Annotated in this window: 15 protein-coding genes; 12 read left to right on the top strand and 3 right to left on the bottom strand. The window is 65.2% G+C overall.

The window, feature by feature from the left end; translation table 11 throughout:
- The first annotated feature begins 170 nt into the window (after positions 1-170).
- The 10 genes from JQK15_RS08010 to JQK15_RS07965 all read left to right on the top strand — a co-directional run bounded on the left by JQK15_RS08010 (position 171) and on the right by JQK15_RS07965 (position 7416).
- Entirely contained in the window at positions 171-581 is a 411-nt protein-coding gene (locus tag JQK15_RS08010; RefSeq protein ID WP_004209390.1) for an RrF2 family transcriptional regulator, read from the top strand.
- Positions 578-2062, top strand: coding sequence for a Fe-S cluster assembly protein SufB (gene sufB / locus JQK15_RS08005; RefSeq protein WP_214864749.1), 1485 nt, complete (start codon positions 578-580; stop codon positions 2060-2062). The genes JQK15_RS08010 and sufB overlap by 4 nt, the downstream gene beginning before the upstream one ends.
- 132 nt (positions 2063-2194) lie before the next feature.
- A complete protein-coding gene (locus tag JQK15_RS08000; protein ID WP_214864747.1) occupies positions 2195-2650 on the top strand; it encodes a hypothetical protein in 456 nt (151 codons plus the stop codon).
- Positions 2651-2821: 171 nt separating this feature from the next.
- The gene (gene sufC / locus JQK15_RS07995; protein ID WP_037508099.1) at positions 2822-3568 is read left to right on the top strand and encodes a Fe-S cluster assembly ATPase SufC; all 747 of its coding nucleotides are present in this window, start codon (positions 2822-2824) and stop codon (positions 3566-3568) included.
- Positions 3565-4317 carry a SufD family Fe-S cluster assembly protein gene (locus tag JQK15_RS07990; RefSeq protein WP_214864745.1) on the top strand — a complete coding sequence of 251 codons (753 nt, stop codon included), beginning with the start codon at positions 3565-3567 and terminating at the stop codon, positions 4315-4317. The genes sufC and JQK15_RS07990 overlap by 4 nt, the downstream gene beginning before the upstream one ends.
- Positions 4314-5519, top strand: a complete 1206-nt coding sequence (locus JQK15_RS07985; RefSeq protein ID WP_214864743.1) for an aminotransferase class V-fold PLP-dependent enzyme — start codon at positions 4314-4316, stop codon at positions 5517-5519. Before JQK15_RS07990 ends, JQK15_RS07985 begins: the two co-directional genes overlap by 4 nt.
- A complete protein-coding gene (locus tag JQK15_RS07980; RefSeq protein WP_010335502.1) occupies positions 5516-5977 on the top strand; it encodes an SUF system Fe-S cluster assembly protein in 462 nt (153 codons plus the stop codon). The genes JQK15_RS07985 and JQK15_RS07980 overlap by 4 nt, the downstream gene beginning before the upstream one ends.
- Positions 5977-6339, top strand: a complete 363-nt coding sequence (locus JQK15_RS07975; RefSeq protein ID WP_017503694.1) for a HesB/IscA family protein — start codon at positions 5977-5979, stop codon at positions 6337-6339. The genes JQK15_RS07980 and JQK15_RS07975 overlap by 1 nt, the downstream gene beginning before the upstream one ends.
- Positions 6340-6364: 25 nt before the next feature.
- Positions 6365-7180: a Rossmann-fold NAD(P)-binding domain-containing protein gene (locus JQK15_RS07970; protein ID WP_214864741.1), complete on the top strand. Its 816-nt coding sequence runs from the start codon at positions 6365-6367 to the stop codon at positions 7178-7180.
- Positions 7181-7257: 77 nt separating this feature from the next.
- A complete protein-coding gene (locus tag JQK15_RS07965) occupies positions 7258-7416 on the top strand; it encodes a hypothetical protein (protein ID WP_004209402.1) in 159 nt (52 codons plus the stop codon).
- A 64-nt stretch (positions 7417-7480) separates the two neighbouring features.
- On the opposite strand, the gene JQK15_RS07960 is transcribed toward JQK15_RS07965, so the two are convergent.
- The gene (locus JQK15_RS07960) at positions 7481-8401 is read right to left on the bottom strand and encodes a DMT family transporter (protein ID WP_251007651.1); all 921 of its coding nucleotides are present in this window, start codon (positions 8399-8401) and stop codon (positions 7481-7483) included.
- The gene (locus JQK15_RS07955; protein ID WP_214864739.1) at positions 8391-9416 is read right to left on the bottom strand and encodes a threonine aldolase family protein; all 1026 of its coding nucleotides are present in this window, start codon (positions 9414-9416) and stop codon (positions 8391-8393) included. The genes JQK15_RS07960 and JQK15_RS07955 overlap by 11 nt, the downstream gene beginning before the upstream one ends.
- 154 nt (positions 9417-9570) lie before the next feature.
- On the opposite strand from JQK15_RS07955, the gene JQK15_RS07950 reads away from it, so the two are divergent.
- Together JQK15_RS07950 and JQK15_RS07945 are read left to right on the top strand one after the other, a co-directional pair.
- The gene (locus tag JQK15_RS07950) at positions 9571-10662 is read left to right on the top strand and encodes a branched-chain amino acid aminotransferase (RefSeq protein WP_010335497.1); all 1092 of its coding nucleotides are present in this window, start codon (positions 9571-9573) and stop codon (positions 10660-10662) included.
- A 203-nt stretch (positions 10663-10865) separates the two neighbouring features.
- Positions 10866-12074 carry a UbiH/UbiF/VisC/COQ6 family ubiquinone biosynthesis hydroxylase gene (locus JQK15_RS07945; RefSeq protein ID WP_214865127.1) on the top strand — a complete coding sequence of 403 codons (1209 nt, stop codon included), beginning with the start codon at positions 10866-10868 and terminating at the stop codon, positions 12072-12074.
- 141 nt (positions 12075-12215) lie between these two features.
- Here the strand turns inward: JQK15_RS07945 and JQK15_RS07940 are convergent, their stop codons facing one another.
- Positions 12216-12728, bottom strand: a complete 513-nt coding sequence (locus tag JQK15_RS07940; protein WP_214864737.1) for a cytochrome b — start codon at positions 12726-12728, stop codon at positions 12216-12218.
- Positions 12729-12746: the final 18 nt, after the last annotated feature.

Raw genomic sequence — 12746 nt, 5'->3', positions numbered from 1 at the left:
CTGGGAGGCCGGGTGGGGGTGTGGGCTGGTGCGGCTCTGAAAATGCGCTCTTTCGCGCATTTTCCAAACAGACTCCCAAGGTAGGAAAAATGCCTTGATTCCGGGGGCGAGTGGGACCACATGCCCAATCGGATTGATTCGATCCGATTTGAGAATGGTTCGCAACACGCATGAAATTATCGAGCTTTGCCGATTATGCCGTCGTGCTGATGTCTGCCGCCGCCCGCCACTGCGGTGCGGCCAAGATGAACGCGACCACGCTCAGCGCCGAAACCGGCATCCCGCTGCCCACCGCGCAGAAGCTGGTGAGCCGGCTGTCGGCGGCGGGTCTGCTCGAATCGAGCCGGGGCACCGGTGGCGGCGTGCGCCTGTCGCGCCCGCCCGCCACGATCACCCTGGCGGACGTGGTGGAGGCGGTCGAAGGCCCCATCGCCATGACCGCCTGCAGCGAACAGGGGGCGCATGACTGCAATCTGGAACAGGATTGCCGCATTCGTCCGCACATGAATCTGGCGAACAACGCGATCCGCGAAGCGCTCGCGAACGTGACCATCGCCAGCCTGACACGAGAAATGGCATGACTGAAGAAGCTACCACCGTCCGTAATCAGGAAGCGCTGGAGGCCGCCGAGCGCGCCTCCACCTATGAGCATGGCTGGTCGTCGGCGATCGAGCAGGATTTCGCGCCCAAGGGCCTGAACGAGGATACGGTCCGCTTCATCTCGGCCAAGAAGAACGAGCCGCAATGGCTGCTCGACTGGCGCCTGAAGGCCTTCGCCATGTGGCAGAAGATGGAAGCGCCGGACTGGGCCAAGCTCAACGTTCCGCCGATCGATTACCAGGACGCCTATTATTACGCCGAGCCCAAGAAGAAGGTGGAGCTGGATTCGCTGGATCAGGTCGATCCCGAGATTCTCGCCACCTATCAGAAGCTGGGCATCCCCATCGCCGAGCAGGAAATGCTCGCCGGCGTGAAGGGCAGCCGCAAGATCGCGGTCGACGCCGTGTTCGACTCGGTCTCGGTCGCCACCACCTTCCGCAAGGAGCTGGAGGAAGCGGGCGTCATCTTCCGCTCGATCAGCGAGGCGGTGCGCGAATTTCCGGACCTCGTAAAGAAGTGGCTGGGCAAGGTCGTGCCGATGCACGACAACTACTTCGCCACCTTGAACTGCGCGGTCTTCTCCGACGGCACCTTCGTCTACATTCCCAAGGGCGTTCGCTGCCCGATGGAATTGTCGACCTATTTCCGCATCAATGCGGAAAATACCGGCCAGTTCGAACGCACGCTGATCGTCGCGGATGATGGCGCCTATGTCTCCTATCTCGAAGGCTGCACCGCGCCGATGCGCGATGAAAATCAGCTCCACGCCGCCGTGGTGGAACTGGTCGCGCTCGACGATGCGGAGATCAAATATTCGACCGTCCAGAACTGGTATCCGGGCGACGAGAACGGCAAGGGCGGCATCTATAATTTCGTGACCAAGCGCGCGCTCTGCCAGGGCCGCAACTCCAAGGTCAGTTGGACGCAGGTGGAAACCGGCAGCGCGATTACGTGGAAATATCCGTCCTGCGTGCTGAACGGCGAGAATAGCGTCGGCGAATTCTACTCGGTCGCGCTCACCAACAATCTGCAGCAGGCCGACACCGGCACCAAGATGATCCACAATGGCAAGGGCAGCCGCTCGACCATCGTGTCGAAGGGCATCTCGGCCGGCCGCTCCAACAACACCTATCGCGGCCTCGTCCGCGTCGCGCCGGGCGCGGAAGGCGTGCGCAACTTCACCCAGTGCGACAGCCTGCTGCTGGGCGACCAGTGCGGCGCCCACACCGTGCCCTATATCGAGGTGCGCAATCCGAGCGCCCAGATCGAGCATGAGGCGACCACCAGCAAGATCAGCGACGACCAGCTTTTCTACGCGATGCAGCGCGGCCTGGACCAGGAAAGCGCGGTCAGCCTGATCGTCAACGGCTTCGCCAAGGAAGTGCTGCAGCAACTGCCGATGGAATTCGCGGTGGAAGCGCAGAAGCTGCTCGGAATCAGCCTGGAAGGCAGTGTGGGCTAAATTTGTCCTGCATCTTCTCGTCATGCCGGACTTGATCCGGCATCCCGCTTTTCTTGGGCGGGGCGTGAAGGCAGCAGGGCCTCGGAGCAAGTCCGGGGTGGCGATAGAACAGAGATTTTGAAGGACGGAAAATTGAGCGACGAAGACGATATCCAGGATGCCCTCGCCGATTTCGCGGAGGATGTCGGCAATGGCCAGGCATGGACCGCTGCGATCCGCATCCTGACCGAGGATTATGAGCTGGAAGAGGGCGAGCTTGCCGCCCGCGCCGTCAAGGATTTCGGCGACCTCGACGCCTATCAGGCCGAATGCCGCGATGCGCTGGAAAAGGGCGACATCGCCATGACCGAGAAGCTGCGGAGCGACAAGGCCTTCCACAAGGCGAAGGCACCCAACCTTGCCCGCATGGGCCCGGTCAGCGAATTCGTCGTCGCGCTGCTGGAAAAGGGCGCGCCGGAACCGGACGCCGACTGGTGGCCCTATATGCCGATCAAGCGCCATATCGACACGCTCTTCCCCGCGCCGGGCGACGTGCGCGACATGGCCTTCTGGACCGCGCGGACGCTCGAGCGCGCGCACAAGGACTAAGGGCGATGGGTGTTCTTCTCATCCTCCCCTGCAAGGGGAGGGGGACCGGCGAAGCCGGTGGAGGGGTGTTGCCCCTCTCGATAGCGGGACACCCCTCCGTCAGGCCTTTGGCCTGCCACCTCCCCTTCCAGGGGAGGATTGAAATCCAAGCCGCTTTGCCGGGACAAAATCATGCTTAATATCGACAATCTCACCAACGAAATCGACGGCAAGGCGATCCTCAAGGGCCTGTCGCTGCAGATCAATGCGGGCGAAATCCACGCGATCATGGGGCCGAACGGCGCCGGCAAGTCGACGCTCGCCTATACGCTGGGCGGCCGCCCCAACTATGACGTGACTGGCGGCACCGCGACCTTCGAGGGCGAAGACCTGTTCGCCATGGACCCGCATGAGCGCGCCGCTGCTGGCCTGTTCCTGGGTTTCCAATATCCGGTCGAAATCCCCGGCGTCTCCAACCTGCAGTTCCTGCGCGAAAGCCTCAATTCGCAGCGCCGCGCGCGCGGCGAGAAGGAACTAAACGGCGGCGAGTTCATCAAGCTGGCCAAGGAAAAGGCCGGCCTGCTCGGCCTCGACATGGAGATGCTCAAGCGTCCGGTGAATGTCGGCTTTTCCGGTGGTGAGAAGAAGCGCGCCGAAATGGTGCAGATGGGCATCCTCGATCCCAAGCTTGCCATCCTCGACGAAACCGACTCGGGCCTCGACATCGACGCGCTCAAGACCGTCGGCGCGGGCATCAACGCGATCATGCGCAAGCCTGACAAGGCCGTGCTGCTGATCACCCATTATCAGCGCCTGCTCGACTATGTGAAGCCGGACTTCGTCCACGTTCTGGCCGCCGGCCGGATCGTCAAGTCGGGCGGCCCCGAACTGGCGCTGCAGCTCGAAAGCGAAGGCTATTCCGAGGTGATCGCGGCGTGACCCTCCTCGCTCTCCCCACGCGCAAGGATGAAGCCTGGCGTTACAGCGATCTTGACGCACTTGCCGCCGTCTGGCCGGTGCCGGCCGCGACCCGGATCACGGTGGCGGAGGGCGAAAGCGCGCATGACCATCTGCTGCAGGATGCGGCCGATGGCGCGACCGCTGTGCATGACTATGTCATTGATATCGCTGACGGTGCCCGGTTCGATTTCCATCTGCTCAACATTGGCGGCAAGCTGGGACGTGTCACCTTCGCTGTCACGCTCGGCAAGGGCAGTCATTTCGAGCTGAACGGCGCGATCATCGGCGGTGGCGAGCAGACGCTGGAGATCATCACCAGCGTCACCCATGCCCAGCCCGACGCGACCAGCGGCCAGACCGTCCGCTCGATCCTGGGCAGCCATGCCACCGGCAATTATCTCGGCAGCATCAATGTCGCCCGCGATGCCCAGCGCACCGACGCTTTCCAGTCGATCAAGGCGATGCTGCTCGACCGCACCGCCACGGCCAACGCCAAGCCGGAACTGGAAATCTATGCCGACGACGTGAAATGCGCCCATGGCGCGACCGTCGGCGAACTGGACAAGCAGGCGCTCTTCTACATGGCCTCGCGCGGCATGGACCCGGCAACCGCCAAGACCTTGCTGCTGAAAGCCTTCGTCGCCGGCGTGTTCGACGATGTCGCGCAGGATGATCTGCGCGAACGATTCGAGGCAGCGGCGCTCGTCAAGCTGGGGACGCTGGTATGACCGATCTCGCCCAAGGCCTGCGCCTGCGGGACGATTTCCCCGGTGTCGGCGACTGGCATTATCTCGACAGCGCCGCCACCGCGCAGAAGCCGACCGCCGTGATCGACGCGATCGCCCGTGCCTATGGCCCGGACTATGCCACCGTGCATCGCGGCGTCTATGAACGCTCGGCCAATATGACGCTCGCCTATGAGGCTGCCCGGCGCAAGGTTGCCGGCTTCATCGGCGCCGCGTCGGACAGCGAGATCGTCTATGTCCGCGGCGCGACCGAGGGTATCAATCTGGTCGCCCAATGCTGGGCCGGCACGCAGCTCAAGGCGGGTGACCGCATCCTGCTGTCCACGCTGGAACATCACAGCAATATCGTCCCCTGGCAGATCGTCGCCGAAAAGGTCGGTGCGCATATCGACGTGGTGCCGCTGACGGATGATGGCCGGATCGATCTCGACGCGATGCGCGCGATGATCACGCCGCAGCACCGCATGGTCGCGCTCGCCCATGTGTCGAACGTGCTCGGCAGCGTGCTCGATTGCCGCCGCGCCGCCGACATCGCCCATATGGTCGGCGCGAAAATCCTGATCGACGGTTGTCAGGCGGTTCCCCGCCTGGCCGTCGATGTGCAGGCGCTGGACTGCGATTTCTACGTCTTCTCCGCGCACAAGCTTTACGGCCCGACCGGCATCGGCGTGCTGTGGGGGCGTAAGGAACTGCTCGACGCCATGCCGCCCTATCAGGGCGGCGGATCGATGATCGACAAGGTGACGTTCGAAAAGACCACCTATGCCCCCGCGCCGACCCGGTTCGAGGCAGGCACGCCGCATATCGTTGGCGTCGTCGGCCTGTCGGCGGCGATCGACTATGTGCAGGGCATCGGCCTCGACGCGATCCACGCCCATGAATGCGCCATGGTGGCCAAGGCCCGCACCGCGATCGGCCAGATCAACAGCGTGCGCGTCTTTGGCCCCGAAGATTCGGCCGGCATCCTTTCTTTCGAGGTGGAGGGGGTGCATCCGCACGATGTCGGCACCATATTGGACGAAACGGGTGTCGCGATCCGCGCCGGCCATCATTGCGCTCAGCCGCTGATGCGGCATCTGGGCGTCGAGGCGACCGCACGGGCCAGTTTCGGCATCTATAGCGACGACAGCGACGTGGATGCGCTGGTCAAGGGCATCGAACGGGTAAGGAAGATCTTCGGATGACCGAGGAAAAGAAGTTCATGGTGGAAGAAGTCGACGCGGTGGAAACCCCGCCCAAGGCGCGCGTGGAAGAGGCGGAGGCCGCTCCGCGCCAGCGCGACTATCTTGACGGTTTCCTGGCGCAGAAGCCCAGCGAAGTCGCGGCCGGCGAGCCGGGCGGCGATCTCTATGACGGCATCATCGATGCGCTGAAGGAAATCTTCGACCCGGAAATCCCGGTCAACATCTATGATCTCGGCCTCATCTACGGCGTCGACGTCACCAGCGACGGTCATGCCGTCGTCACCATGACGCTGACCACGCCGCACTGCCCGGTCGCCGAGTCCATGCCCGGCGAAGTCGAGCTGCGCGTCGGCGCGGTGCCCGGCGTCGGCGATGTCGAGGTGAACCTCGTCTGGGATCCGCCATGGGATCCGGGCAAGATGTCGGACGAAGCCAAGCTCGAACTGGGAATGCTCTGATGACCGAGACGACCACCAAGACTCGTGCCCGCCCCGCCGCCGTCATGCTGACGCCCAGCGCCGAAGGCCGCATCGCCGAGCTGATGGCGCAGGCACCGGAAGGCGCGATCGGGGTCAAGCTCTCGACACCCAAGCGCGGCTGCTCGGGCCTTGCCTATTCGGTCGACTATGTGACGGAAGAGGCCAAGTTCGACGAGAAGATCGAGACCCCCGGTGGCGTCCTTTACATCGACGGTGCCTCGGTCCTCTATCTCATCGGCTCGACCATGAACTGGGTCGAGGATGATTTCACCGCAGGCTTCGTCTTCGCCAATCCCAATGCCAAGGGCAGCTGCGGCTGCGGCGAGAGCTTCACGGTCTGATACTGGCCTCAAGGGGAGGGCGCCGATGCTGCACATGCTGATCCTCGGCATGGGCTATAGCGCCTCCCGCCTGGCCGCCCGACTGCGGGCCGAGGGCTGGCGGGTGACGGGCGTCCGCCGCAGCGCCGATGCCCAGGCGATCGCCTTCGACGATGAACCCGCCGTCCGCGCCGCCATCGCCGGCGCCACCCATATCCTCTCCTCCGTCCCGCCCGAGGGCGAAGACGACCCCGTCCTCACCCGTTATGGCGCCACGATCGCCGCCGCGCCGGCGCTGTGGGTCGGCTATCTCTCCTCGACCGGCGTCTATGGCGATGCGGCCGGCGCCTGGGTCGATGAGGCGAGCCCTGTGGGGCAGGGGCGCCGCACCGCCCGCGCCCGCGCCGATCTCGCCTGGGGCGCCTTGCGGCCCGATGTCCGTCGCTTCCGCCTGCCCGGCATCTATGGTCCTGGCCGCTCCGCGCTCGATCGCGTCCGGGCCGGCAAGGCGCACCGCATCGCCCTGCCCGGACAGATATTCAGCCGCGTCCATGTCGACGATATCGTCGGCGGCATCATCGCCGCCTTTGACGGCCCGCCCGGCGCCTATAATCTGGCCGACGACCGGCCCTGCGCCCAGAATGATGTGATCGCGACGGCCTGCGAACTGCTGGGCCAGCCGCTGCCGCCGCTGCTGTCGCTGGAACAGGCGGACCTCTCGCCCCAGGCGCTGGCCTTCTATGCCGAAAACCGCCGCGTCGCCAATGGCCGGGCACGACGGCTGCTCAGCTGGAAACCTCTTTACCCCACCCATGCCGAAGGTCTAAGGGCCTGTCTTGTGGAAGAAAATCAGCCTTGCTGATCGGTTCGTCGCATGGCTTACGCCCCGTTAACCAGCGTGCGCCGAAAGCGGGATTACCGCATCAACAAGGGTGTGTCATGACCAGCATCGACAAGACTGTTTCCACGCTCGGTGACCGCATCAACGCCATGTCCGTGCCTGATCGCGCGGCCCCCGCACCGGAATCGCTCAGCAGCCTGATCGCCCGCCTCAACATGGCCAAGCTGCGCTACCAGCCCGGCGGCGTCAGGCTCTAGAATCATAGAATAGAGCCTGATTCACGCCATCGGTGAAAGCGCGAAGCGCTTCCACCTCAGGCGATCAGGCTCTAGTTTTCGCCCGCAGCGCGATCACCATCCCGGCGATCGCCAGCAGCGCGCCCGGCACGGCCAGCCCGCTCCAGCGATAGCCCTCCACCACCGTGGAGATCAGCATCGCGATTACCGGGATCAGTACGCTGGTATAGGCGGCCCGACCCGCGCCCATGCGCTGGATCAGCCCGAAATAGAGCGGGAAGGTGACGACCGATCCCGCCAGCGCCAGCCAGCCTATGCCCAGCAGATAGCCGATCCGCGGCTCGATCACCGGCGGCCCGGTGGTGATCCAGGCAAAGGCGGCGTCGATCCCGGCGCCGATCAGCATCGCCCAGGCCAGCACCGCGATCATCGGCAGGCGGCGGGCGATGTCCATGCCCTGCATCACGTTGGCGGTCGATGCGCTCATCAGACCGGCACAGGCAAAGGCCGCGCCCAGCACCACCTTGTCCGGGTCGATCCCGGCAAAGCGATATTCATGCACCAGCATCATCACGATGCCCGCCGTCGCGATCACCGACCCGCCGATGAAGGCCCGGCTGACCGGCTGGCGATGGAAGATCCAGGCCAGGATGCTGTTGGGGATCAGCAGCATCGCATAGACCACCGCCACCACGCCCGACGTCAGATAGACTTCGGCGCGATAGACGAAGTTGAAATTGAGCACGAACTGCGCCGTGCCCAGCAGCGCGGCAAAGACCAGCCCGCCCCGCCCGATATTGAGCGACACGCCGCGCATCCGCGCGAACGCGGCCATTGCAAGCCCCGCCAGCAGGAAGCGATAGCAGACCGACCAGCTTGCGGGCACGCTGCCCAACTGGTCGCGGATCACGATCCAGGTCGAACTCCAGATCAGGGTGACGAGTATGAAGGGCAGGGCGATGCCGCCGCGCTCCATCCCGCGCTGCGCCCTGTCGTCAGGCGTCATGATGCCCCAAGGCCCGGATCGCGGCGGCCAGTGGTGCAACGCTCTGCGCATCCTGCGACCAGTTGGTCACCAGCCGCGCCGCACCCTCGCCCCAATCATAAAAGTCGAAGCCCTGCGCGCGCAGCGTCGCCGCTTCCGCCGGGGTCAGCCAGACGAACAGCTCATTGGCCTCCACCGGATGCATCAGCCGTCCGGCCGCTGCCTGCGCCAGCGCCTGCGCCGCGCCATTGGCGGCGCGGGCATTGTCCAGCCACAGTCCATCCTCGACCATCGCCAATATCTGCGCGGCCAGATAGCGCCCCTTGGAAAAGAGATGGCCCGCCCGCTTGCGCCAGCGCGCCGCTTCCGCTGCCCGCGCCTCGCGTTCGGGGCCGAAGAACAGAAGCGCCTCGCCCACCATGCCGCCATTCTTGACGCAGCCGAAGGAAAGGATGTCGATCCCCGCCCGCCAGGTGACATCGGCCGGCGCGCAGCCCAGATGCGCCACCGCATTGGCAAAGCGCGCGCCGTCCATGTGGAAGCCCAGCCCATGGGCCTTGGCGATCTCGCCCAGCGCCGCGACTTCGTCCGGTCTATAGACCATGCCATATTCGGTCGCATTGGTGATGCTGATCGCCCGTGCCGGCACCTGATGCACGTCGGGGCGGATCGCCTTCAGCCGCGCCTTCACGACATCGGGCAACAGCTTGGCGCCGACGCCCGGCAGCGCCATCAGGCTGGCGCCATGGGTGTAGAAGCCCGGCGCGCCGCATTCGTCGACGACGATATGCGCTTCCTCATGACAGATCACCCCGCCATAGGGCGGGCACAGGCAGGCGAGCGCGATGCTGTTGGCCGCCGTGCCGGTGGCGATCCATTGTGCCTTCACCGGTGTTTCGAACAGGTCGGAAAAGGCGCCGTCCAGTCGCGCGCTCCACGCGTCGCCGTCATAGCCATGGTCGGCATGGTCCGCGCCGGCGATGGCGGCCATCACCTGGGGGCAGATCGGGGTGGCATTGTCCGAAAAGAAGTGCATGGCGCATGCGATACAGGGCGCGCGCTGGGACGGGAAGAGGCCAGCGACAGCGCCTTGGCTCTTTATTCCAAAATTGGTCAGTATATATGACCAATTGTTTCGCGGGGCCGGATGTGACATAGGCGCCCCCGTCCAACGCATAAGGAGACTCACCATGGACGTCGAACAGAAGTCGCGCTTTACCGTTACCCCCAGCAGCAAGGCTGTGGCGGCGGACGCGCGCGCGGTACTTCTGGAGGATCCGGGCTTCGGCCGGCTCTTCACCGACCATATGGTCACCATCCGCTATACGGAGGGGCAGGGCTGGCACAGCCACGCCGTCGGTCCGCGCGAGCCGTTCCAGCTCGATCCCGCCTGCGCCGTGCTCCATTATGCCCAGGAAATCTTCGAAGGCATGAAGGCCTACCGCCTGGCCGACGGCAGCGTCGCCATGTTCCGGCCGGAGGAAAATGCCCGCCGCTTCGCCGAGTCCGCCGAACGCATGGCGATGCCGGCGATCCCGGAAGATATGTTCCTCGAAGCGGTCGAGCAGCTGGTGAAGATTGACGCGGACTGGATCCCGTCGGGAGAGGGCAGCCTCTATCTGCGCCCCTTCCTGTTCGCCAGCGAAGCCTTCCTGGGTGTGCGCCCGTCGAACGAATATATTTTCTGCGTCATCGCATCGCCCGCCGGCGCCTATTTCAAGGGCGGCAAGAAGGCCGTGACCCTGTGGGTGTCGGAACATTATACCCGCGCCGCGCGCGGCGGCACCGGTGCGGCCAAGTGCGGCGGCAATTATGCCGCGTCGCTGGTCGCGCAGAAGGAAGCGATCAAGCATGGTTGCGACCAGGTCGTCTTCCTCGACGCCGCCGAGAATAAGTGGGTCGAGGAACTGGGCGGCATGAACGTCTTCTTCGTCATGGATGACGGTTCGATCGTCACCCCGCCGCTGACCGGCACCATCCTGCCCGGCATCACCCGCAACTCGATCATCAGCCTTGCCCGCGCCAAGGGGCATGAGGTCCGCGAGGAGCCCTACAGCTTCGCCCAGTGGCGCGCCGACGCCGCCAGCGGCAAGCTGCGCGAGGCGTTCGCCTGCGGCACCGCTGCCGTCGTCACGGCGATCGGCACGGTCAAGAGCACCGACGGCGATTTCACCGTCGGCAATGGCGATGGCGGCCTGGTCACAGAAAGCCTGCGCGCCGAACTGACCGGCATCCAGCGCGGCAGCGTGGCCGATCCGGCCGGCTGGGTCCGTACGCTCTGATTTAGAGCTGCACCGGCCCGCACCCCCACCCGGCCTCCCATCAGGATACCATGTTTGGGTGGCCGGGTGGGGGTGTGGGCCGGTGCCGATGCGCCGTAGGCGCATTTCCAAAAAGACTCTGAGACAATTTGTCGCCCCCGCTTTCACCCCGAAAGCGGGGGCGATGCTTTTCAAAGCGCTCTCAAGCGCCTAGACAGATGCCCATGCAACGCTTCGACGTCGTCATTCTTGGCGGGGGCCTGGTTGGCCTCACCCTGGGCATCGCTCTTTCGCGCCATGGCGTGCAATGCGCCGTGATCGATCCGGCCGACCCCGTGCAGGCCACGGCCGCCGGCTTCGACGGCCGTGTCTCGGCGATCAGCTCGACCAGCCATGCTATGCTTCAGGCGATCGGCGTCGGCGCGCATCTGGAGGGCAAGGGCTGCCCGATCGACCGCATCTGGGTCAGCGACGGGCTGGAGCCGGGGGCGCTCGATTTCGTGCCGGACGCGGACGATGGCGTGATGGGGACGATGTTCCCCAATCGCGACCTGCGCGTCGCACTGGCACAGACCGCGGCCGAGGTCGAAAACCTCACCATTTTCCAGCCCGATCGTGCCGTCCATGTCGATCGCAATGCCGATGGCGTCACCCTGACGCTGCAGAACGGCGCGACGATCCACGGCGCATTGCTGGTCGCGGCGGAAGGGCGCAACAGCCCCACGCGCGAGGCGGCGGGCATCAACACCACCCGATGGCAATATAAGCACACCGCCATGGTCACCGCGATCGACCATGAGGTGCCGCACGCCAACACTGCCTATGAAATCTTCTATGTCGGCGGCCCGCTCGCGCTGCTGCCGATGCTGCCGGGCACCCGATCCGCCGTGGTGTGGACCGTGCCCACCGATCAGGCGCCGGCGATGCTCAAGCTGTCGGAACGCGCCTGGCTCGCCGAAATGCAGAAGCGCATCGGCGGCTTCCTGGGCGAGATCAGCCTGGCCGGCCCGCGCTCCTCCTATCCGCTCGGCTTCCACCATGCCGCGCGCATCACCGACACCCGCCTCGCGCTGGTCGGCGACAGCGCCCATGCCATCCACCCGATCGCCGGACAGGGCCTCAATCTCGGTTTCCGCGACGTGGCGGCTTTGGTCGAGGTGCTGGTGGAAGGAATGCGCCTCGGCCTCGATCCGGGCGATGCGCAGCTGCTCGCCCGCTATCAGCGCTGGCGCGGGCTCGACACGATGATGACCAGCGTCGCGATGGACGGCCTGGTCCGCCTGTTCGACATTCCCGGCAAGCTGCCCTCGCTGGTCCGCCGCGCCGGCCTTGCCGCCGTGCAGCGCACCAGCCTGCTCAAGAACCGCTTCATGGCCGAAGCCCGCGGCCAGTCCGGCGCCCTCCCGCGCCTGCTCGCCGGCGAGATGGTGTAATATTCCTCCCCGTGCCGGGGAGGTGGCAGGCGCGTAGCGTCTGACGGAGGGGCAGGTGCCTCTAGCTGCCGTGCTATTGGGCCTGTGCCCCTCCACCGGCTTCGCCGGTCCCCCTCCCCGTGCCGGGGAGGAATGGGTCAATCACAGCATCCGCCGCAGCACCCCGTCCTTCAGCATGAAATGATGGCGCAGCGCCGCCAATATGTGGACGATGATGAGCGCGCTCCACAGCCACGGGATCAGCTCATGCGCCTCGTGTGAGATGCCGACGATCGCATCGCCCTTGGCCACGCCGAATTTCGGCACGTCGAACAGGAAGAACCAGTTCAAGGGCCGTTCGCCCGCCGACGACATGATCCAGCCGGACAGCGGTACGATCAGCATGAAGGCGTAGAAGGCGATATGGGTGAGGTGGGCGGCCAGCTTCTCCCAGCCCGGCATCGCGGCCGGCAGCGCCGGCGGCTTGTGCCCCAGCCGCCAGACGATGCGCAGGATCGTCAGCGCCAGCACAGTGAGGCCGATCGACTTGTGGACCGGCATCACCTTCCATTCTTTGGGCAGGCTGTCATGGGCAAAGCCCAGCCACAGATTGACCAGAATCAGGATCGCGATGATCCAGTGCAACAGGCGGGCGACGGACGTGTAACGGGCCATGGGCTGCTCCTTTTACGG

This window comes from Sphingobium sp. BHU LFT2 (assembly GCF_018604485.1).
Lineage (GTDB): Bacteria > Pseudomonadota > Alphaproteobacteria > Sphingomonadales > Sphingomonadaceae > Sphingobium > Sphingobium yanoikuyae_A.
This window is presented reverse-complemented; position numbering and strand designations above follow the sequence as displayed.

Bases quoted from the DNA above. Each gene is read 5' to 3' on its own strand.
- JQK15_RS08010 (WP_004209390.1), top strand. From the start codon at position 171: ATGAAATTATCGAGCTTTGCCGATTATGCCGTCGTGCTGATGTCTGCC.
- sufB (WP_214864749.1), top strand. From the start codon at position 578: ATGACTGAAGAAGCTACCACCGTCCGTAATCAGGAAGCGCTGGAGGCC.
- sufC (WP_037508099.1), top strand. From the start codon at position 2,822: ATGCTTAATATCGACAATCTCACCAACGAAATCGACGGCAAGGCGATC.
- JQK15_RS07985 (WP_214864743.1), top strand. From the start codon at position 4,314: ATGACCGATCTCGCCCAAGGCCTGCGCCTGCGGGACGATTTCCCCGGT.
- JQK15_RS07980 (WP_010335502.1), top strand. From the start codon at position 5,516: ATGACCGAGGAAAAGAAGTTCATGGTGGAAGAAGTCGACGCGGTGGAA.
- JQK15_RS07975 (WP_017503694.1), top strand. From the start codon at position 5,977: ATGACCGAGACGACCACCAAGACTCGTGCCCGCCCCGCCGCCGTCATG.
- JQK15_RS07970 (WP_214864741.1), top strand. From the start codon at position 6,365: ATGCTGCACATGCTGATCCTCGGCATGGGCTATAGCGCCTCCCGCCTG.
- JQK15_RS07965 (WP_004209402.1), top strand. From the start codon at position 7,258: ATGACCAGCATCGACAAGACTGTTTCCACGCTCGGTGACCGCATCAAC.
- JQK15_RS07960 (WP_251007651.1), bottom strand. From the start codon at position 8,401: ATGACGCCTGACGACAGGGCGCAGCGCGGGATGGAGCGCGGCGGCATC.
- JQK15_RS07955 (WP_214864739.1), bottom strand. From the start codon at position 9,416: ATGCACTTCTTTTCGGACAATGCCACCCCGATCTGCCCCCAGGTGATG.
- JQK15_RS07950 (WP_010335497.1), top strand. From the start codon at position 9,571: ATGGACGTCGAACAGAAGTCGCGCTTTACCGTTACCCCCAGCAGCAAG.
- JQK15_RS07945 (WP_214865127.1), top strand. From the start codon at position 10,866: ATGCAACGCTTCGACGTCGTCATTCTTGGCGGGGGCCTGGTTGGCCTC.
- JQK15_RS07940 (WP_214864737.1), bottom strand. From the start codon at position 12,728: ATGGCCCGTTACACGTCCGTCGCCCGCCTGTTGCACTGGATCATCGCG.